The organism is Phytohabitans flavus, from assembly GCF_011764545.1.
GTDB lineage: Bacteria > Actinomycetota > Actinomycetes > Mycobacteriales > Micromonosporaceae > Phytohabitans > Phytohabitans flavus.
Map to the genome: position 1 here is coordinate 4,777,329 of NZ_AP022870.1, position 19,750 is coordinate 4,797,078.

Sequence of the window (19,750 nt, forward strand, 5' to 3'; positions counted from 1 at the left end):
CGCTTCGTGATCTCGCACCTGGGCGACATCGTCGCCGGGGTGGTGTTCGGCAATTGCGAAGGCGCCCTCTTCGCGGCGGCGGTAGCGGTCAGAAGTCCGCTCGTGCTTTTCGCCACACCACTGTGCGGCGCGCTCGCCGGCGCGGCCGGCGGGGTCACCGACTACCTCGTCACCGCCATCCAGACCCGCACCTTCTCCTGGTCCAGCCTCGGCACGGCGGCCAAGGACGGTGCGGCGGAGGGTTTCGCCCAAGCCACCGGCGAACTCATCGGCGGCCGCCTCGGCCGCCTCGGCCGCGGCCGCAAGCCCACCCCACCCTCCGCGACGCGAGCGGCCTAAGAGGGCATCTGATTCATAGATCGGGGGTTGTGTCCGCATTTATGGTGTCGTCGTCGCGCCAGGACGGGGTTGATTCGCCCGTCAGTCGCCGGGACATGGTGTCGATCATTGCCCAATGAATCATGGATCGGGAACGCTGCGGGTTGGTTTCGTAGTCGCGGACCAGGCGGCGGTGCCACATCAGCCAGCCGAACGTACGCTCGACCGCCCAGCGCTTACGTTGTGGCTTGAACCCGCGTTGCTGTGGGTCCTTGGTGACCACTTGCACGTCGATACCGTGCATCGCGCCGGCGTCAATGACGCTTTGCTTGTAGCCGGAATCCACCCAGGCCACCGCGACCGCGGGGTACTGGTTGGCCACCTGTTCCACAACTACCCGGCCGCCGGCGGTGTCGTGGACACTGGCCGCGGTCACCAGGATCACCAGCAGCAGACCCAGCACGTCGGAGGCGATGTGTCGTTTCCGCCCCTTGATCTTCTTCCCCGCATCGATACCTTGCGAATGCTCGGGCACGTTGCCAGAGGTCTTGACGGACTGCGCGTCCAGGATCGCCGCGGTGGGTTCGGCGTCCCGGCCCGCCGCTTGGCGGACCTTGCCCCGCAACGCGTCGTGGATCGCCTCGGTGAGGCCTTCCTTCTCCCACAACGCGAAGTAGCCATGCACCGTCTTGTACGGCGGGAAATCGTGCGGCAGATACTCCCACGGGATCCCGGTCCGATTCACGTACAGGATCGCGTTCACGATCTCCCGCAGATCATGCTTTATCGGCGAGATCCCCAACCCGACCCGGCCCGCCCGCCACGCCGACAGCATCGGCTCGATCAACGCCCACCGAGCGTCGGACAGGTCGGTGCCGTACGGACGGCGAGCAGTCGTCATTCACCCGACCTACCAAACCAACATCCACAATGGTGGGACGCCCTGTCAACCACGGCCCGCCGTGTCTATACCAGATCATCACTAAATGGGATGAGATGCCCTCTAACTAGAAAGCGTTTGGAGTTGTGGTGCCCTCGGCGTCTTGTCTCGAATAAAGGCCCAAAATCAAAGAAAGTTGGGCTACCGCGATGTCCGTTGTGGTCCGGACCGTCGCTCCCGCGGCCTCACCCTTCGCGGTTGCGCAAGCTCACCCCCCGGGTCGTGGTCGACCAACCACGACCTTCGCTGCCGAGTCCGCGCTCCGTCCAAACCAGACACGCGCCCAAAGGCGCTCGGTTTGCCTTGATCGGCGCGACGACGGGCCGCCGTCCGGCAGATCGTGGTACTGAGTTGCCCCTGGAGGGCAGTTGCATACCACGATCTCTCGCGTACACCAACCCCGCGTCCGACGGCGATCCCGGGTCGGGCTCGGGGTTGGGCTTGGATCGCCTAACGTCGAATTTCGAAGACCACGTGCCCTTCCACCGGCTCATCGTGAACGTCGACGGCCGTGACCCTGGCCCCGGACGGACCCCGACGGGACCAACTCACCAAATGCTCGACGCTCTCCGCTTCGCCTCGAAGACAGCCTCGACCCGGCCATCCGGTAGGTTGCGCACCCAACCGGCCACACCCTGCTGCCCGGCGACGCGGCGGCACGTATCACGGAAGAAGACGCCCTGCACGTCGCCCGAGACCAGCACCCGCCTACGGATCACCAGGTCACAGTACCGCCGCCCGCCTGCGTTTCCGTCAGGCTGGGTAGCCTTGCCGGCGGGTCCAAGGGCCTCCGAGTCGGGTGCGGCTCGCGCTGTGTCCGGGTGGCAGGTCAAGAACATCGATCAAGGTAGGGTCTTCATCCACGGCATGGTGAAGGTGTCCGATCTTCCCGGTGCTGTCCGCGTCCGTCGCGCCGATGAGCTGCCAGACACCGTCGTCGGCGTCGTTGCCCTCGCGCTGGCACTGGCCCTACTTCCCTTCGTGGCGTTTACCAGCTGGCGCGGTTCAACGCTGCTTCGTCGACTCACCCGCCGGAATCAGTCGGCGTAGACACGGTAGAGCCACCAGTCGTCGCGGATATGCGTCCACTCCTCGCCTGGCCAGATTGTCGGGGGTGGTGAGCTGGCGTCGGGCAGGTACACGTACGACCAGTGGTGCTGCCAGGAGTCGTCCTTGAGCGCTATGTCGATTCCTCCTTCCGCCTGGCGGAAGATCTGTATGATCGCCACCCCGGACCGCTCGACGGCGGCTGTCACTTCGTCGAAGTCCGCCCGCGCCTCGGCGTCGAACCCCAGCGAGGCCCCACACTCTGGAGGCCCATCGCCGTAGCTGCCACGCGGATACTCCAGCTGGCGGCATGGCACCGGTGTCAGGCGGTAGTACGCGACCTGAAGCTCCTGGACCACGGGCAGCACTTCCGTCTCCAGGCGGTCCACGTCCGCCTTCCGCCGGTACGGTCCGGGACCTTCGCCCGGGGCGAGGTCTTCCAGGGCCCGGATGGCAGTGCCTGCGGGCGCGGTCACGATGTCGAGGCCGGGCACGGGCAGCGGGCCGGCGAGCGCGAGCGCGACGTAGGCGGCGGTCGCGCCGGCCACGGCCTTGACGAAGTTTCGGCGACGGCGACGCAGCGCGGCGCGCGCCTGGGAGGTCACGGCTCGCCCGTCGAACTGTGCGATCGGCAGGCCCGGGGCGCCCGCGCGGAGGTAGGCCACGACGGCGGCGTCGGACGGGCCGCCGCGCGGGGCGGCCGGCTGGCGGGTGGGGTCCATCATTGCTGCCCTTTCGTGAGCAGGGTGCGCAACCGGGCCAGGGCCCGTGCGTTGTGCGACTTGACGGTGCCGATCGAGACGGCGAGCTCCTTGGCGGTCTCGGACTCGGTGAGGCCGAGCAGGTGCCGAAGCACCACCACCCGTCGCTGGGCCAGCGGCAGCTCGGCCAGGAGTCGGACGACCTCGTTGCGCCCGTCCACAGTGTCGGCATGGCTCGGCGTCGTGCCCTCGGGCAGCGTGTCCGGGGAAGTCAGGACCTCCAGACGGAGGCCGCGCCAGCGGTCGATCCTCAGGTTCACGAGCACCTTGCGGGCGTACGCCCGGGGATCGGTGCGGCGGGCCCGCTCCCAGGACCTGTAGGTGCGTTCGAACGTGGTCTGCACCAGGTCCTCGGCCTGACTCCGGTCGCCGGACAGCAGCAGGGCGACCCGGAGGAGGTACGGCCCGACGTCGGCCACGAACGCCTCAAACTGCTCATCTCGGCTCCCGGACAACTCGACCACCTCGGCGCGCGGGCGGGCGCCAGGCGGCGCGGTGGCCCCCGGGGCACTCACCGATTCGGCGTTCACAGCCGATCGCCTCGCATGCTCATACCCTCCACCACGGCAGGACCCGCCGGATGGTTGTCACGCATCGACAGCGGTGTCAGCCCCGCGTCTTGAGGGGTACGGGATGAACGTGCTTCTGTTTTCGTCGAGGTCAAGGCTCCGGCCGATCGGTGCGGCGGCGCGTTGCGCGCAGGACAGCCGTTCGCAGGTTTTGCAGCCGGGGCCGATCGGGGTAGCGGCGCCTGTCGCGTCGAGGTCTCGGCCGTCGGAGTAGACGAGGCGGCTCGCGTGGCGGGTCTCGCAGCCGAGGCCGATCGCGAAGATCTTGCCGGGCTGGCGGAAGCCGCCGAGGTGGCGGGTCACGGTGCGGGCGATCCACAGGTAGCGCTGGCCGTCGGGCATGGCCGCGATCTGGGTCATGACCCGGCCGGGTGCGTTGAACGCCTCGTACACGTTCCACAAAGGACAGGTGCCACCCGAGCGGGAGAACGGGAATCCTGTGGCTGACTGGCGTTTGGACATGTTGCCGGCGCGGTCGACCCGCACGAACGAGAACGGCACGCCGCGGGCCTTGGGGCGCTGGAGGGTGCTCAGCCGATGGCAGACGCTCTCCCAGCCCATCGCGAAGTGGTTGGTGAGCAGCTCGATGTCGTACCGCATGCTCTCGGCCGCGGTGAGGAAGCGCTGGTACGGGAAGATGAGCGCGGCCGCGAAGTAGTTGGCCAAGCCGACCCGCATGAGGATCTGGGTCTGCACGTCGTCGACCTGCTCCTCCTCGATGACCTCGTCGATGATGTCGGCGCACTCGATCAGGCCGATCTGGGCGGCGATGCGGCTCGCCTCCTGGCCCGGGCGCAGCGACGTGGACAGGTACAGCGTGCGCGTCTCGGGCCGGTAGCGGTGCAGCTCGCCACCGAGTGCCGAGGCGTCCTCACGGGTGACCTGGATTCCGTGCCGCTCGGCGAGCCGGTCGGCCAGTACCGCGCGGGTCTCACCCCGCCGCACGCCGATCTTCTCCGCGAGGGCCTCGGCCGCCTCGTCGAGGTCGGGGATGTAGTTCTGCCGGCGGTAGAAGAAGTCGCTCACCTGGTCGTGCGGGCTCCGCCCGGCCACCAGCTCGCGGTCGCCGACGATCTCGGCCAGCTGGTCGTTTGCCTGCCGGTAACGGCGAAACAGCTCGATGACGGCCTCGGCCACCTCGGGCAGCTTTGTGGCCAGCTCGGTCAGGTCGGACACCGTGACTCGCGGCGGCAGGGCTTCGCGCAAGTCGTGCACCAACCGTGGGGTGTCGTGTGGCGCGAAGAATGTGGTGTCGACGCCGAATAGCTCCGTGATGCGGATGAGCACCGGGACGGTCAGCGGCCGGGCGTCGTGCTCGATCTGGTTGAGGTAGCTGGCCGATATGCCGAGCTGCCGGGCCAGCTCGACCTGGCTGATCGTGCGGTCCTCGCGCAGGCGTCGCAGCCGCGCTCCGGCGAATGTCTTGGTCACGGGTGCTCCTTCCGCCGACCAGATCAGCACAGATTAGCAGCATTGAAAAGGGGCGCATTCGCAAGTTTGCAAAATGGCGCCGAGGCTTCTCAATAATTGGCTGTTTCCGTCCCTTTACCGGCCGTCACCTCGGATGCCAAGTTTTGCGACAGGCCCCCGATACGCGATCGGGGAAGCACTGAAGGAGTGACCGATGAACGCACCCGCGCGACGGTTGCAGGACGAGTGGACGGCCGACCCGCGTTGGCGTGGCGTCGAGCGGACCTACACGGCACAGGACGTGGTGCGCCTGCGCGGCGCGATCCAGGAGGAGCACACGCTCGCGCGGCGGGGCGCCGAGCGGCTGTGGGCGTTGCTGCACGACGAGCCGTACGTGCACGCGCTGGGCGCCCTGACCGGAAACCAGGCGGTGCAGATGGTTCGGGCCGGCCTCAAGGCGATCTACCTGTCCGGCTGGCAGGTCGCCGCGGACGCCAACCTCGCCGGGCACACGTACCCGGATCAGAGCCTCTACCCGGCCAACTCGGTGCCGGCGGTGGTGCGCCGCATCAACAACGCGCTGCTGCGGGCGGCGCAGATCACCACGGCGGAGGGTGTCGAGCCGCCGGTGGAGTGGCTCGCGCCGATCGTGGCTGACGCCGAGGCCGGGTTCGGCGGCGTGCTCAACGCGTACGAGCTGATGACCGCGATGATCGCCGCGGGTGCCGCCGGCGTGCACTGGGAGGACCAGTTGGCCTCCGAGAAGAAGTGCGGACACCTCGGCGGCAAGGTGCTGATCCCCACCGGCCAGCACATCCGCACGCTCAACGCCGCCCGGCTCGCCGCCGACGTCGCCGGCGTCCCGACCGTGATCGTCGCGCGCACCGACGCGCAGGCGGCCACGCTCATCACCACGGACGTCGACGAGCGGGACCGGCCGTTCATCACGGGCGAGCGCACGGCGGAGGGCTTCTACCGGGTACGCGAGGGCATCGAGCCGTGCATCGCGCGGGGCATCGCCTACGCGCCGTACTCGGATCTACTGTGGATGGAGACGAGCACGCCGGACCTCGAGGTGGCCCGCCGCTTCGCCGAGGCGGTCAAGCGGCAGCACCCGGACCAGTTGCTCGCGTACAACTGCTCGCCGTCGTTCAACTGGCGAAAGCACCTCGACGACGCGACGATCGCCAAGTTCCAGCGCGAGCTGGGCCACATGGGGTACAAGTTCCAGTTCATCACGCTCGCCGGCTTCCACGCCCTGAACTACTCGATGTTCGACCTCGCCCGCGGCTACGCCACCACCGGCATGCCGGCCTATGTGGAGTTGCAGGAGCGGGAGTTCGCCGCCGAGGCCGCCGGCTACACCGCGGTCAAGCACCAGCGCGAGGTGGGTACCGGCTACTTCGACCTCGTCAGCACCGTCCTCAACCCGGACGCCGAGACCACCGCCCTGCGTGGCTCCACAGAGGAAGCCCAATTCGCATGAGAATCCAAGTCACTGGCGAGATGGCGGACCGGTTCGCCGAAGTCCTCGACCCCAAGGCCCTCGACTTCCTCGTCGCGCTCGACGGCGAGTTCGCCCTGCGGCGGGTCCAGCTGCTCGACACGCGCCGGGCCCGGCGCGCCCGCTACGCGGACGGCCAGCTCCCCGGGTTCCTGCCCGAGACGCGGGCGATCCGGGAGGACCTGTCGTGGCAGGTGGCGCCGCCGGCACCCGGCCTGGACGACCGGCGGGTCGAGATCACCGGGCCGACGGACCGCAAGATGACCGTCAACGCCCTCAACTCCGGCGCCAAGGTCTGGCTCGCCGACTTCGAGGACGCGACGTCGCCGACCTGGCACAACATCATCTCCGGCCAGCTCAACCTGATCGACGCCATCGACCGCCGGATCGACTTTACGGCTCCGGGTGGCAAGCGGTATGCGCTCGGCGAGCAGACAGCCACCATCGTGGTCCGACCGCGCGGCTGGCACCTCGCCGAAAAGCACATCGTGGTCGACGGCCGCCCGATCGCCGCCAGCCTCGTCGACTTCGGCCTGCACTTCTACCACTGCGCGCAGCGGCTTGTCGACGCCGGCCGCGGCCCGTACTTCTACCTGCCCAAGCTGGAAAGCCACCTCGAAGCGCGGCTGTGGAACGACGTCTTCAGGTTCGCCCAGGACTACCTGGGCATCCCGCGAGGCACCATCCGCGCCACGACGCTCATCGAGACCATCACCGCCGCGTTCGAGATGGAGGAGATTCTCTACGAGCTGCGGGAGCACTCGGCGGGCCTCAACGCCGGCCGGTGGGACTACATCTTCAGCATCATCAAGAACTTCGGCAACCGCGACGACTTCGTACTCCCCGACCGCTCGGCAGTCACCATGACCGTGCCGTTCATGCGGGCGTACACCGAGCTGCTCGTCCGTACCTGCCACCGCCGCGGCGCGCACGCCATCGGTGGCATGGCGGCCTTCATCCCCAGCAAGGACCCGGCCGTCAACGAAATCGCGATGGACAAGGTCCGTGCCGACAAGGAACGCGAGGCGGGCGACGGCTTCGACGGCTCGTGGGTGGCCCACCCCGGGCTGATACCGGTGTGCCGCACGGCCTTCGACCCTGTGCTCGGCGAACGCCCCAACCAGGTCGACCGCCTGCGCGAAGACGTGTCGGTCACCGCCGACGACCTGCTCGCGATCGACCGGACACCGGGCCAGGTCACCTACCACGGGGTCCGCAACAACGTCGCGGTCGCCCTGCGGTACTTCGACGCGTGGCTGGCGGGCACTGGCGCGGTCGCCATCTTCGACCTGATGGAGGACGCGGCCACCGCCGAGATCGCCCGCTGCCAGGTCTGGCAATGGATCCTCCACGGCACGCCACTCGCCGGCGCCGGGATCGTCACCTCGGACCTGGTTCAGTCCATCATGGACGAAGAACTCACCGCACTCGGCCGCGACCGCTCCGCGCCCGACCGCGAGCGCCTCGCCAAAGCCGCCGACATCTTCACCGCCCAGGCCCTCGGCGACGACCTGCCCGCCTTCTTCACCACGAAGGCCTACGCCCAACACCTCGTCGGGCAGCCATCGCCACCAAGCTAACGGTGTCCACAATGGAGATTTGAGCTACCGCGACGTCCGTTGTGGTCCAGACCGCTGCTCCCGCGGCCTCACCCTCCGCGCTTCACAACCAAACCCCGCCTTCGCCTTGAACTCACCCCGGGTCGCGGTCGATCGACCGCGACCCGTTCGTCGGGCCGCGGGCCCCTGGGGGGTTGGGCTTGGACCGCGGACCTGGCAGCGCGGGTCGGGGATCTCGGCGAGCGCCAGCGAGCCGCCGACCTGCGCGGTGCCCGCGGGAGCATACGGTCAGCGACTGGCGCGGACCGGGGCAAATACCCATCTCAGAAAAATCAGCCGGACGTGCGAGCAGCAAACCGGTGCCGGTTAGCGTCTGTACTGCCATGACTGGTGAGGAAGCCGATGGACGCTGAACTGGAGGACGAGTTCAGCGCTTTCGTCGAGGCGAGCGCACACAGCCTGTTTCGGTCGGCTCTCGCCCTGACCGGCCACCGCGAGCAGGCCGAGGATCTGCTCCAGACCGTATTGGCCCGGGGCGTGCGGCATTGGGGCCGCATCCGGGACAACAACCCCGAGGCGTACCTGCGCAAGGCCCTGTACCGGGAGCAGGCGAGCTGGTGGCGCAGCCGCCGGCGTGGGCGCGAGGTGAGCGTCGAGCACCTGCCCGACCTGGCCGTCACCGCCGACCGGACCGACCGCGTGGACCTCGGGCTGGTGCTGCGGCATGCCCTGGCCCGCCTCGCACCCAGGCACCGGGCGGTCCTGGTGCTGCGCTACCTGGAGGACCGCGCCGACGCCGAGATCGCCGAGATCCTCGGCTGCACCGAGTCGACCGTCCGCAGCCAGGCGGCACGCGCCCTGGCCCGGCTCCGCACGCTCTGCCCGGAGCTGGAAACCATCGATATGGCACACACAACGAAGGGGGTACAGGGCAAATGAGCAGCCGTACGGACACCATACTGCGGGAGGCGTTCGAGGACCTGGCCGGTAGCGCGCCGGTACCCGGTGGCCTCGCCCGCGCCGCGCTCGGGCGGGCCCGCCGCCAGCGGCTGCGTCAGGCTGGCCTGGTCGGCGGCGCAGCGGTCGCCTGCGCCACCGCGATCGGTGCCGGCGTGGTGGTCGGGCCCGCCGACCCGACGCCCCCGCCGCAGGCCATCGCCGCGGGGACTCGCACCATCGTCGCCTTCGGCCAACAGTATGGCCCGGCACCGTCGGCGACACCGGAGCCCTGGTGCCCGGGTACGCCCCCCAAAGACTGCGGGGTGTACAGAATGAAGGGGGCCTACTTCTCACTACTTCTGAACCCCGCGACCGGTGAGTACGAGCGGCTGCCGTACCGGCGGGTCCTGCCCTCGCCCGACGGCGAGCGAGCGCTGGTGTGGCAGGAGGGCCCCGACACTCGCGTCGGGGTGTGGGAACGCCGCACGGGCGACGTGCGCTGGTTCGACGGCGATTACCGAGACGCTGCCGAGTGGTCGCCGGACGGCGACCGGATTCTGTTGATGCCCGTGCCGCCGTCCGAAGAACTACCCGTGATCGTGCTGGCCGACCCCGACACGATGGCCACCACTACGGTGCGGTTGGCCAGACCCGCCATCGGCGAGTGCATATCCATGGAAGTCATCTGGATGCCCGGTGGCGAGGGCGTCGCGGAGACGTCCTATTGCCAGCAGGCGGGGCCGTTTCAGGTCAGAGGGATCCGCACCTACGACCTGACCGGCAGGCTGACCGGCACCATACCGGCGGCAGGCAGGCTGGTGGCGTACTCGCCCGACGGTGCCCTGATCCTCCTCGCCTCATCGCCTGGCTATCGCGCCATCGTGGTCGACGCCGCCACCGGCGCCGAGCGGAGCCGGCTCCCCACGCTAATTGGGGTGTCGTCGCCGCCGTTCGAAGGGGGAGTCGTCGGTTGGTTCGACGCACAACACCTGGCGGTCTACTCGGTCACCGGTTACCGGGCTGATGACGGCGAGAAGGAGCAGGCGAGCCTGCGGGTGGTGGATCTCTCCGGCGCGACGATCGCCACCCACGACGTGCCGTACCACCTGGAGGGCACGCGGATCATCGGCACTGTTACCCGCTGATCGCTGGCGGAGTCCGCGAGCGCGTGCCGGCCCGGGGTGCCCCGGGCCGGCTTGCGCAGCGGTAGCTTTCGACCCATGGCAAGCATTGAGCAGCTGGATGGCCCGCCCGCGCGTGCGGAGGCCATCACCGAAGAGATCCTCCGGGAGTACCTGGCCTGGTGCGGGGAGCGGTTCACTGCGGACCACGGCGTGGTGTTCGACGACTCGGAGGCGGCCGTGGCGGCGCACCACCGCGAGTTCACCGACGAGCTGCCGCACCTTTTGGGTCCACGGGGGCGCCTGCTCGTCGCGCGTGCGGGCAGCGAGGTCGTCGGGGTTGGCGCGCTCATGGAGCTGCGACTCGACCAGCCGACACGACCGGATGGGGGCAAACGGTGAAGGATTCGGGGGTCAATGCCGAGCGCGCGGACGCGGACGACATCGAGGAGGCCGCGGCGGTCTTCATGGGTTTGCGGCCACGCTTGTTCGGTATCGCGTACCGCATGCTCAGCAGCGCCAGCGAGGCCGAAGACCTGGTGCAGGAGGTCTGGCTGCGCTGGCAGACGACCGACCGCGCCGCGGTGCTCAACCCGGCCGCTTTCCTGGCGACCACGACCACCCGCCTGGCCATCAACGCACTCCAGTCCGCACGGGTGCGGCGCGAGACGTACATCGGGCCGTGGCTGCCCGAGCCGGTCGACACGAGTGCCGACCCGTACCTGGGCGCCGAGCGCGGCGAGGCCCTGGAGTTCGCCGCCCTGCTGCTGATGGAGAAGCTCACGCCCAACGAGCGCGCCGCGTACGTGCTGCGCGAGGCGTTCGACTACCCGTACTCGCAGATCGCCGACATCCTCCACCTGAACGAGCCCGCGGTGCGCCAGCTTGTCAGCCGGGCCCGCAAGCACATGGCCGGCGAGCGGCGTACGCCGGTGACCGCGGCCGCCCAGAAAGAGCTGCTGACCACCTTCATCACGGCCGCCCGCTCCGGCGACATGGCCGCGCTGGAGCGGCTCTTCACGCCGGAGGTGACAAGCCTCTCCGACGGCAACGGCGCGTACCAGATCGCCCGCCGGCCCGTGGTGGGCGCCCTGCGCGTGGCGAAGTTCATGAACGCGATCACCTGGTTCTGGGAGGGCCTCGACGTGGAGTTCGCCACCATGAACGGGCAGTCCTCCGCCGTGCTGCGGCGCGACGGCAAGGTGTACGGCGTGCTGACAATCAGCGCCTCCACCGACGGCATCGACCAGGTGCTGTGGATTCTCAACCCCGAGAAGAACGCGGCGCTCTCCCCCGCAGGGTGATATGACCGAAGCCGCATGTATTCACTTCGATACGCCACGCCTATCCTGAGGTGATGCTGCGCAGGCTCGCTCACATCGCCGCCGCATCCGTGCTGGCCACCGCCGGGCTGCTCGGCCCGAGCACCCCGTCGTCCGCCGCCACTGACGTCTATGGCGGGGACCCGTTCCGGACCACGGCGAGCACCCGGTGCTCGGTCTCGTTCACGGTGGTCGGCGGGTTCATCAGCGCACGGCGTTGCGTCAGCCGGGTGGGCGAGCCGGTGTTCACGCTCGGCGGCACGCGGATGGGCCAGGTCGCGGCGCTCGGCCCGGCGACGTCCGACTACGCGTTCGTGCGGCTCGACCCTGGCTGGACCCCGGTGGGCAAAATCCGCGCCGGCGCGCAGCTCATCCCGGTGGCCGGCGCGACCTCCGCCCCGGTCGGCGCCGCCGTCTGCCGGTACGGCAGCACCACCGGCTGGCGCTGCGGCACGGTCCTGGCCAAGAACGCGACCATCTCGTACCCCGGCGGCGTCATCCACGGGCTGACCAGGACCAACGTCTGCTCCGAGGCCGGCGACGCGGGCGGCCCGTTCATGGCCGGCAACCAGGCGCAGGGCATCACTTCCGGCGGTACCGGCAACTGCACCACCGGCGGCACGACCTTCTTCCAGCCGGTCGCGGTCCCGCTCACCGCGCTCGGCCTGACCCTGCTCACCTCACCCCCGGCGCCCTGACCTTGCTGGCGAATCTTGATTGCTTGCTTCCCCTTGATCGGTGGGCGCTCTGCTTGTCCGTGGTGAGAAATTGCCCCTCCAGAGCCTGGCGCGTAATTGGTTGGGTGGGTGCTGTCAAGTAGGTCCGGGTTCGAGGTCTAGCCGTTGGGTATTCAACCGTGATTTATAGGGGTATCGACCTGCTCGGATGATTTGAGTAGGTTTTGTGAGTGGGACGTGCCTGGATCGCCGCGAACGCGGCTGCCCAGCCGGCGCTGCTGCCGGCCGACGCTCGTGATCTGCTACCCGTCGATCATCTGGCATTCCAGATGATGGCGCTGGTGGACGAGCTTGACCTGTCCAGGTTCGAGGCGGCCTACCGGTCCGACGGGCGTGGCCGGCCGCCATTCGCGCCGCGGGTGATGCTGACACTGATCTTGTACTGTCGGGCCAAGAAGCTCATGTCAGGCCGGCAGGTCGCCGCTGCCTGCTTCGACGACGTCGGCGCCCGGTTGATCACCGGTAACCGCTACCCCGACAGGTCCACGATCGACAGATTCCTCGACATACACGCAACGGCGATCATCGGGCTGCTGCCGCAAACCCTGCGCCTGGGCCACGCCGAAGACCTGGTCGACGTGAGCGTGGTAGCTGGCGATGGCACCAAACTGGCCGCCAACGCCTCGATGGGCGCCACCGTCGACGAAACCGACCTGCGTTCCCAGATAACCGACCTGCAACAACAGTTGGCCACCGCGCAACAGCAGTGGATCGAACACCTCACCCCCAAGGCACAGGTTCCCACCCTGTTCGAAAACACCGACACCGACACCGACACCGGTCGCCGGGCTGCCACGCCAGACACCACCACCAGCGATCCCAGATGGCGGCGGATAAAGACCCTGACCAAGATGCTGCACGACCGGCAAGCCGCCCTGACTCGACTACAGACCCACCCGGCCAGCCAGTTCACCGCCTGGCAGGACCGACTCAAACGTGACCAACAGCGGGTCGAGCAAGCCAACGACCGCCTGCAACACACCCTGGCCAAAGTCCACGCCATCCACGAACGCCGCAGCCACACCACCGCCGCCGGCGGCAAACCCCGCGGCGGTTGGGACCCACCGCCATCACCCGACGACGACAGCCGGGTCCGCCGCGCCCGCGCCGCGCTGGCCAAAGCCACCGCCCGCGCCCAAGCCACCACCGACCACCCGCCCAGCCTCGGACGGATCAACACCACCGACCCGACCAGCGCCATCATGCCCAGCAAACAAGGCGGCTACGACCAACACCACAACATCCAAGCCCTCGCCAGCAAAGGCCAGTTCATCCTCGCCATCAACGCCCACCCCAACGCCACCGACACCCAAGCCCTCACCGGCCTACTCAAACAAGCCCGCGCCAACCTCGACACCGCCGCCATCACCGACCCGATCGGCGCCGCCCTCTTCGACACCGGCTACGCCTCCACCGACAACTTCACCACCCCCAACCCGCCAACCTGCTCCTGATCGCCGTCAACAAACACACCAACCCCACCAGCCAGCAACCCCCAACCCAGCCCACCATCCCCGACAGCTGGCAACCCATGGCCAACCACTTCAACAACCCCGAAAACCGGGAACTCTACAAACGACGCGCCGCCATCATCGAACCCCTGTTCGCCCAACTGTTCACCCGCTTCGGCCGCCACATACACGCCCGCGGCGACAACGTCACCACCGAACTACACCTCTGGGCCACCACCCACAACCTCCTCAAAATCAGCCGCCACCGCCACAAACCCAACTAGACACCCCCACCACCACACAGCCCTCCGCGACACCCGCCAAGGGCCACACACCCACACCCACACCACCCCAACCACCACAACAAGCAACCAACACCACACACAACGCCACCACCCCACCCCACCCCCACCCCACACCCACCCCACACCCACCAACACCCGCCAATTACGCGCCAGGCTCTCCAGGGGCAATTTCTCGACACAATCGCAGCGCGACCTCCCGCTCTTGTGTGGAGGGTCGATCCCGGTCAACGCGGGTCGGGGGCCGCCGGCCGTAAGGCCGGCGGTTGGGTTGTGAAGCGCGGAGGGTGAGGCCGCGGGAGCAGCGGTCTGGACCACGGCGGACATCGCGGTAGCTCAAAATGTCCATCCTGGATGGAGCTGTGGCCACCATTGTGGACAGACTAGCCTCGGCCGGCGTCGGCGCGGGGTTGGGTGGCGCCGCGGCTGGATGGTTTGAAGGTGGTCGACTCGATCAGGTCGACGGCCACGACCGCGCCCTCCTGCTCGCGGATCGCGGTCCCCAGCGCCGTGGCGGCAGCGCGGCACGAGCCGTCGGCGAGGAGGTCGAGGACGGCGGTACGGATGGCGGCCGGCTTGGCGGTCTTCGGGAGCGCGCGTCCGACGCCGAGTCGGGTGACGGCCTTGCCGATCGCGGGCTGGTCCATGAGCGGGTGCATCGGCATGACGAGCAGCGGCAGCCCGTACGACAGGGCGCGGGCGGTCGTGCTGTGCCCGCCGTGCCCGATGACAAGCGAGGCCTCCGGCATGAGCGCGGCGTGGTCGACGTACCGGTGGACGGTCGCGTTGGTGGGCGCCCGCAGCGCGGCCGGGTCGACCGCGGGCCCTGTGGTTACGACGGTCTCGACGGCCAACCCGTCGAGGCCGTCCAAAATGGACTGGAGTGCCTTCTCCTGGCCGGGGAAGCGGGTGGTGCTCAGGCTCACGAGCACCCTCGGCTTGTCGCCGGCGGGCTTGGCGGCGCGGGGCGTGCCCTGCCAGACGACGCCGGTGTGGTGTACCCGCTGCGGGAGCGCCACGCCCGGCTCGAACTCGCCGCGCACGGTCACCAGGCTCAGCGCCGGCGACTCCAGCACCCGCCGCATCCGGATGCCGCGCATCCGCATGATCGCGCCGACCGGTCCGCTGGCCTGCTTCTGGAAGAAGCTCCACAGCGTGTGTACGAGCGAAACGGTGGGAACGCCGGCCTCGACGAGGGTCTGGATCGCGCCCAGCAGCAGGCAGTCGACGATCACGACGTCGGTCGGCTCGGCCTTGGCCAAGCGCAGCGCGTCGGCGGCGATCCCGCGGTCGGCGAAGGCTGCGGTCAGGTCGCGCAGCGCCGAGAGGGTGCTGCGGGGCGCCGCTGACTCGTACCCCCGGCCAAGCTGGACCGGCGCGAACCTGAAGCCGGCGGCCTCGATCGCGGCCCGCTGCGGCTCGTGCCCGAGAAACCGGACGGTGCCACCGCGCCGCACGATCTCGCGGGCGATGCCCAGCTCGGGCGGCAGGTTTCCGCCGCCGTCCATGGTGACGAATAGCGCGTCCATGGGTGCTCCCATCCCAAACGTCTGCCTACCGCGCTGAGTCAGCCAGCCGCCAGGATGGCGCTGACCAGGGCGAACATCCGCGCCCGCGTGGTGTCCGGGTCGAGGCCGCGGTCGCGGCGCAACAGCTTCCACGCGTACACATCCGTCGCGACGACGAGCAGGTCGACGAGCGCGTCGCGGTCGGCGCCCGGCCGGGCGTCGAGCTGGCGCTGGAACATCTCCTCCACCCAGGCGCGGTGCAGCAGCTTGCCCGGCCCCACGACCGCGCCGATGCGGGGATCGTGCTCCTGGCTGAGCAGCCGCAGCACGAAGTCGCCCCGCCGCTCGTAGTGCGCGACGATCACTCCGATGGCGGCCTCGGGATCGCCGGCCGGCGCCCGGCGCTCCTCGGCGACCTCGGCGGACGCTTTGGCGACCGCCGCGTCGAGGAGCCCCTCACGGGTCCCGAAGTGCCGCAGCACCGTCTGCACGCTCGTGCCCGCGCGGGAGGCGACCTCGTCGAGAGTGATCTCGATGGTCATCTTCTCCTCGCTCAGGTCGAGCACGGAACGCAGGATCCGCTCGCGGGTCGCGGCCATCGCCTCGCCCCGCGCTCCCAAGGTGTACGCGCGCTGCTTTCCCATCCGGTGACACACGCTACCGCCGGCGCCAATTTCATGTCAACGCCGACTAACACGAAATACGAGCGACGCCGCCGGGGCGTGATGTGCTCTAACCTCTGCGGCATGCTGACGTGGCCCCCGCCCGGCACGCCGTACCACCGTTTGGCCCGCACGGACCGCCACCGGTGGTGGCGTCCCCCGGTGGGCGTCCTGGTCTTCGCCGTCGGGTATGTCGTAGCGCTCGTGCCGCTCATCTGCGCGCCGATGGCCATCGGCCTGGCGGCCGGCGCCCGGACCGACGCCGACGGAGTGCCGATACTCGGCGCGGAGGTGGACACCGCGGTGGCGCTGGCCAGCCTCGCCGTCGCACTCCCGCTGGTGCTCCTGACCGCGCGGCTCATCCAGCTCCGCCCGCCCGGCACGGTGTCGTCGGTGGTCGGCCGCGTACGGTGGCGCTGGCTCGGCGTCTGCCTGCTCCTCGCGCTGGCCGCCACGCTGGTGCTCTTCGGGCTCGACCTCACCGTCACCGCCGCGTTGGGCGAAGACGTGGACGACTCCGCGACGTGGGCGAGCATGCCGGCCGTCCTCGCCACCACGGCGATGCTCCTCGCGCTGGTGCCGCTACAAGCCGCCGCCGAGGAGTACGCCTTCCGCGGCTGGCTCCTCCAAGCGGTGGGCACCTACGTCCGTGGCCCCTGGCTGCCAATCGCGGTCCAGGCCGTCATCTTCGGCTCGGCCCACGGCTGGGGCACCGCCTGGGGTTTCGGCGCCCTGCTCGTCTTCGGCGGGGCGACCGGCTGGCTCGCGGTGCGCACCGGCGGACTCGAAGCCGGCATCGCACTGCACGTCGTGATGAACCTCGCCTCCTTCCTGCTCATGGCCGCGCTAGACCAACTCGACTCGGACCAGACCCTGACGGATGCAACGTGGCACACGGCCGTCCTCGACGCCTTCGTCGTCTGCCTTTACGCCGCGGTCGTAGCCCGCCTCGCCCGCCGCCGCCCACTCGAGACCGTCTCCCCGGACCGACCACTGTGGACCGAGCCGCAACCGCAGGTCCCGACCTACCCGGCACCGCCCCCTTTGCCCACCCACCAGCCAACAGACGCACCCCACTGACCGACCCAGATCTATTTGAGCTACCGCGATGTCCGCGGTGGTCCAGACCGTCGCTCCCGCGGCCTCACCCTCCGCGCTTCACAACCAAACCCCGGGCCGGCATGGCCGGCGGCTAGCCCGCGCCCGACCCGCGCAACGATCGCGGTCCCGCTCCACTTCGGACAACAAGGCACACGCTCGCCCGGAGGCCGGAGATCCCCGCCGGAGGCAAATGGGGTAACCGCAACCAGGCGCGGAGGGTGAGGCCGCGGGAGCAGCGGTCTGGACCACGGCGGACGTCGCGGTAGCTCAGATCTCGATCCTGTAGCACCATTGTGGACAGCGTCAGGAGATCGTGGCCTGGCGGCCCCAGCTGCGCAGCTGGCGGCATCGGGTGAGGAAGTCGGTCGCGGGGCGTTGGCCGTTGCCGATCCGTACGAAGCCGTCGTCCAGGTGGGTGTCGAGGCCGGTGGCGGCGAAGAGGGCGTTGGCCTCGTCGACGTAGGCGATGAACTTGCAGTGGGCGTACGCGTCGGAGACGAAGTCACGCGCGGCCGGCAGGTTGGCGAGTTGGGCCGCGCCTTCCTTGGTGGTCAGGAGCGCGACCGCGTCGTAGAGCACCGACGGCGCGCCCTCCAGCTTCTGGTCGGCGGCGATGTGGTTGCCGTCGCTGGTGTCCACGCCGCCAACCACCGGGGCGACGATCTCGACGTTGGCCTTCTCCTTGGCCGCGGCGGCGCGTAGCCCGGCCAGGAGCTCGGCGTCCACCCCGTCGGTGACCAGGATGCCAATCTTGCGTCCGGCAAAGGTCTCCGGGCCGTTGGCCATGATGGACAGTGCCGGCGACGGCGTCAGGTCGCGGACCGTTTCCCGGGCCGCGGGCAAGGGGTCGGGCAGTTCGGCCAGGCCGAGGCCGTCGGCCACGATCCGGGCGAGGTCGTCGTCGACGTTGCGCAGGCCGGCGACCATGCGCGTCCGGATGTCCGCCCGATCGCACTTGCTGAGTTCGAAGACGAACGCGTCCGCGATGTGCCGCCGCTCCACCGGCGCCTGGCTCATGTAGAACAGGCGGGCCTGGCTGTAGTGGTCGGCGAAGCTCTCCGCGCGCAGCCGCCGCTTGGGGCCGCTCTCCTGCGAGGGGTACGTGGTGAAGCCCCGCATCGGGTCCTCGCGCGGACCGCCCTCGTCCGGTGGCCACGAGTTGGGCTCGTAGTTGGCCCGGCTCGTCGGGTTGGCCATGGCCATGTGCCCGTCCTGCTGGAAGTGCGCGACCGGGCACCGGGGCGCGTTGACGCGCAGTTGGGTGAAGTTGGGGCCGCCAAGGCGCTTGAGCTGAGTGTCCAAATAGGAGAAGTTGCGGCCCTGTAGCAGCGGGTCGTTGGTGAAGTCGATCCCCGGCACGATGTTCTGCGTACAGAACGCCACCTGTTCGGTCTCGGCGAAGAAGTTGTCGACGACGCGGTCGAGCACCAGCCGTCCGACGCGGCGAAGTGGCACCTCCTCCTCCGGGATGATCTTCGTCGGGTCCAGCACGTCGAAGGCGAACCGGTCGGCGAAGTCGTCGTCGAACAACTGGAGCCCGAGCTCCCACTCCGGGTACGCGCCGCGGTTGATCGCGTCCCACAGGTCACGCCTGTGGAAGTCGGGATCGGCCCCGTTGATCTTCACGGCCTCGTTCCAGACCACCGACTGGAGGCCCTGCTTCGGCTTCCAGTGAAACTTGACGAAGGTCGACCGTCCCTCCGCGTTGACCAGGCGGAACGTGTGTACGCCGAAGCCCTCCATGAATCGGAACGAGCGCGGGATGGCCCGATCCGACATGATCCACATCAACATGTGGGTCGACTCGGGCATAAGGGACGCGAAGTCCCAGAAGTTGTCGTGCGCGGTCTGGGCCTGCGGAAAACCGCGATCGGGTTCCGGCTTGGCGGCGTGGATGACGTCCGGAAACTTGATTGCGTCCTGGATAAAGAAGACCGGGATGTTGTTGCCCACGAGGTCCCAGTTGCCCTCGCGGGTGTAGAGCTTCACCGCGAAGCCGCGCACATCCCGGGCGAGGTCGAATGAGCCCCGGCTACCAGCGACGGTGGAAAACCGGACGAACGCCTCGGTGCGCTGGCCGGACTGCTGGAACAGGTCCGCGCGCGTGATGTCGGAAAGCGACTCGTAGGTCTCGAAGAACCCGTGCGCACCGAAGCCGCGCGCGTGTACCACCCGCTCGGGGATCCGCTCATGGTCGAAATGAAAGATTTTCTCGCGAAAGTGGAAGTCCTCCAGCAGGTCCGGCCCGCGTTCGCCGGCGCGCAGCGTGTTCTGGTCATCGGAAACGACAATTCCCTGCTGCGTGGTGAGGCTCTTCCGGCCGTCCCCAGCGGTCTGATGCAACTCGCCACCCGCGCCGCGCTCGACCATCTCCTCGCCGTACCGGACCTCGTCCCGCTTGGCCTTGTCACCCATATCGACTCCCTTGCACTGGGTGCGATGTCGCGCCGAGCGACTTCCCGCGATTCGCCCGGCCAACCCTCGATCGCCGGCGCAGCG

General features: G+C 69.0%; 19 protein-coding genes. 11 read left to right on the forward strand and 8 right to left on the reverse strand.

Going from position 1 to position 19,750, the window contains the following annotated elements; translation table 11 throughout:
• Positions 1 to 6 precede the first annotated feature (6 nt).
• Positions 7 to 339 (forward strand): hypothetical protein, encoded by a 333-nt coding sequence (locus tag Pflav_RS20805; RefSeq protein ID WP_173037638.1) that lies wholly within the window; start codon positions 7 to 9, stop codon positions 337 to 339.
• A 13-nt stretch (positions 340 to 352) separates the two neighbouring features.
• On the opposite strand, the gene Pflav_RS20810 is transcribed toward Pflav_RS20805, so the two are convergent.
• From Pflav_RS20810 to Pflav_RS20830, 5 genes are all read right to left on the reverse strand, one after another.
• Positions 353 to 1,219, reverse strand: coding sequence for an IS5 family transposase (locus tag Pflav_RS20810; protein ID WP_173037639.1), 867 nt, complete (start codon positions 1,217 to 1,219; stop codon positions 353 to 355).
• Positions 1,220 to 1,806: 587 nt separating this feature from the next.
• A complete protein-coding gene (locus Pflav_RS43785) occupies positions 1,807 to 1,977 on the reverse strand; it encodes an acylphosphatase (protein ID WP_197938668.1) in 171 nt (56 codons plus the stop codon).
• 318 nt (positions 1,978 to 2,295) lie between these two features.
• Positions 2,296 to 3,027: a hypothetical protein gene (locus Pflav_RS20820; RefSeq protein WP_173037640.1), complete on the reverse strand. Its 732-nt coding sequence runs from the start codon at positions 3,025 to 3,027 to the stop codon at positions 2,296 to 2,298.
• A complete protein-coding gene (locus Pflav_RS20825) occupies positions 3,027 to 3,581 on the reverse strand; it encodes a SigE family RNA polymerase sigma factor (RefSeq protein ID WP_197938669.1) in 555 nt (184 codons plus the stop codon). Before Pflav_RS20825 ends, Pflav_RS20820 begins: the two co-directional genes overlap by 1 nt.
• 72 nt (positions 3,582 to 3,653) lie before the next feature.
• Positions 3,654 to 5,066: a short-chain fatty acyl-CoA regulator family protein gene (locus Pflav_RS20830; protein ID WP_173037641.1), complete on the reverse strand. Its 1,413-nt coding sequence runs from the start codon at positions 5,064 to 5,066 to the stop codon at positions 3,654 to 3,656.
• Between the two features lie 193 nt (positions 5,067 to 5,259).
• Between Pflav_RS20830 and aceA the strand changes: the two genes are divergently transcribed.
• The 9 genes from aceA (at position 5,260) to Pflav_RS20875 (ending at position 13,962) form a co-directional block, all read left to right on the forward strand.
• Entirely contained in the window at positions 5,260 to 6,531 is a 1,272-nt protein-coding gene (aceA, locus tag Pflav_RS20835; RefSeq protein ID WP_173037642.1) for an isocitrate lyase, read from the forward strand.
• Complete coding sequence (aceB, locus tag Pflav_RS20840; protein WP_173037643.1) at positions 6,528 to 8,129, forward strand: malate synthase A; 1,602 nt, start codon at positions 6,528 to 6,530, stop codon at positions 8,127 to 8,129. The genes aceA and aceB overlap by 4 nt, the downstream gene beginning before the upstream one ends.
• 381 nt (positions 8,130 to 8,510) lie before the next feature.
• Positions 8,511 to 9,047 (forward strand): SigE family RNA polymerase sigma factor, encoded by a 537-nt coding sequence (locus Pflav_RS20845; RefSeq protein WP_173037644.1) that lies wholly within the window; start codon positions 8,511 to 8,513, stop codon positions 9,045 to 9,047.
• Positions 9,044 to 10,192 carry a WD40 repeat domain-containing protein gene (locus tag Pflav_RS20850; RefSeq protein WP_173037645.1) on the forward strand — a complete coding sequence of 383 codons (1,149 nt, stop codon included), beginning with the start codon at positions 9,044 to 9,046 and terminating at the stop codon, positions 10,190 to 10,192. Before Pflav_RS20845 ends, Pflav_RS20850 begins: the two co-directional genes overlap by 4 nt.
• 75 nt (positions 10,193 to 10,267) lie before the next feature.
• Entirely contained in the window at positions 10,268 to 10,570 is a 303-nt protein-coding gene (locus Pflav_RS20855; RefSeq protein ID WP_173037646.1) for a hypothetical protein, read from the forward strand.
• Positions 10,567 to 11,472, forward strand: coding sequence for a sigma-70 family RNA polymerase sigma factor (locus tag Pflav_RS20860; protein WP_232071693.1), 906 nt, complete (start codon positions 10,567 to 10,569; stop codon positions 11,470 to 11,472). The genes Pflav_RS20855 and Pflav_RS20860 overlap by 4 nt, the downstream gene beginning before the upstream one ends.
• A 53-nt stretch (positions 11,473 to 11,525) precedes the next feature.
• The gene (locus tag Pflav_RS20865; protein ID WP_173037647.1) at positions 11,526 to 12,188 is read left to right on the forward strand and encodes a S1 family peptidase; all 663 of its coding nucleotides are present in this window, start codon (positions 11,526 to 11,528) and stop codon (positions 12,186 to 12,188) included.
• A 209-nt stretch (positions 12,189 to 12,397) separates the two neighbouring features.
• Positions 12,398 to 13,681 (forward strand): transposase, encoded by a 1,284-nt coding sequence (locus tag Pflav_RS20870; protein ID WP_173037648.1) that lies wholly within the window; start codon positions 12,398 to 12,400, stop codon positions 13,679 to 13,681.
• A 77-nt stretch (positions 13,682 to 13,758) separates the two neighbouring features.
• Positions 13,759 to 13,962: a hypothetical protein gene (locus tag Pflav_RS20875; RefSeq protein WP_173037649.1), complete on the forward strand. Its 204-nt coding sequence runs from the start codon at positions 13,759 to 13,761 to the stop codon at positions 13,960 to 13,962.
• A gap of 401 nt (positions 13,963 to 14,363) precedes the next feature.
• On the opposite strand, the gene Pflav_RS20880 is transcribed toward Pflav_RS20875, so the two are convergent.
• Positions 14,364 to 15,509 (reverse strand): glycosyltransferase, encoded by a 1,146-nt coding sequence (locus Pflav_RS20880; protein WP_173037650.1) that lies wholly within the window; start codon positions 15,507 to 15,509, stop codon positions 14,364 to 14,366.
• Positions 15,510 to 15,547: 38 nt separating this feature from the next.
• Positions 15,548 to 16,132 (reverse strand): TetR/AcrR family transcriptional regulator, encoded by a 585-nt coding sequence (locus Pflav_RS20885; RefSeq protein ID WP_173037651.1) that lies wholly within the window; start codon positions 16,130 to 16,132, stop codon positions 15,548 to 15,550.
• Between the two features lie 102 nt (positions 16,133 to 16,234).
• On the opposite strand from Pflav_RS20885, the gene Pflav_RS20890 reads away from it, so the two are divergent.
• Positions 16,235 to 17,230, forward strand: a complete 996-nt coding sequence (locus Pflav_RS20890; protein WP_173037652.1) for a CPBP family intramembrane glutamic endopeptidase — start codon at positions 16,235 to 16,237, stop codon at positions 17,228 to 17,230.
• Positions 17,231 to 17,554: 324 nt separating this feature from the next.
• On the opposite strand, the gene Pflav_RS20895 is transcribed toward Pflav_RS20890, so the two are convergent.
• Positions 17,555 to 19,666, reverse strand: coding sequence for a catalase (locus Pflav_RS20895; RefSeq protein ID WP_173037653.1), 2,112 nt, complete (start codon positions 19,664 to 19,666; stop codon positions 17,555 to 17,557).
• Between the last annotated feature and the right edge of the window lie 84 nt (positions 19,667 to 19,750).

Bases quoted from the DNA above. Each gene is read 5' to 3' on its own strand.
- Pflav_RS20810 (WP_173037639.1), bottom strand. From the start codon at position 1,219: ATGACGACTGCTCGCCGTCCGTACGGCACCGACCTGTCCGACGCTCGG.
- Pflav_RS20820 (WP_173037640.1), bottom strand. From the start codon at position 3,027: ATGGACCCCACCCGCCAGCCGGCCGCCCCGCGCGGCGGCCCGTCCGAC.
- aceA (WP_173037642.1), top strand. From the start codon at position 5,260: ATGAACGCACCCGCGCGACGGTTGCAGGACGAGTGGACGGCCGACCCG.
- aceB (WP_173037643.1), top strand. From the start codon at position 6,528: ATGAGAATCCAAGTCACTGGCGAGATGGCGGACCGGTTCGCCGAAGTC.
- Pflav_RS20845 (WP_173037644.1), top strand. From the start codon at position 8,511: ATGGACGCTGAACTGGAGGACGAGTTCAGCGCTTTCGTCGAGGCGAGC.
- Pflav_RS20850 (WP_173037645.1), top strand. From the start codon at position 9,044: ATGAGCAGCCGTACGGACACCATACTGCGGGAGGCGTTCGAGGACCTG.
- Pflav_RS20855 (WP_173037646.1), top strand. From the start codon at position 10,268: ATGGCAAGCATTGAGCAGCTGGATGGCCCGCCCGCGCGTGCGGAGGCC.
- Pflav_RS20865 (WP_173037647.1), top strand. From the start codon at position 11,526: ATGCTGCGCAGGCTCGCTCACATCGCCGCCGCATCCGTGCTGGCCACC.
- Pflav_RS20875 (WP_173037649.1), top strand. From the start codon at position 13,759: ATGGCCAACCACTTCAACAACCCCGAAAACCGGGAACTCTACAAACGA.
- Pflav_RS20880 (WP_173037650.1), bottom strand. From the start codon at position 15,509: ATGGACGCGCTATTCGTCACCATGGACGGCGGCGGAAACCTGCCGCCC.
- Pflav_RS20885 (WP_173037651.1), bottom strand. From the start codon at position 16,132: ATGGGAAAGCAGCGCGCGTACACCTTGGGAGCGCGGGGCGAGGCGATG.
- Pflav_RS20890 (WP_173037652.1), top strand. From the start codon at position 16,235: ATGCTGACGTGGCCCCCGCCCGGCACGCCGTACCACCGTTTGGCCCGC.
- Pflav_RS20895 (WP_173037653.1), bottom strand. From the start codon at position 19,666: ATGGGTGACAAGGCCAAGCGGGACGAGGTCCGGTACGGCGAGGAGATG.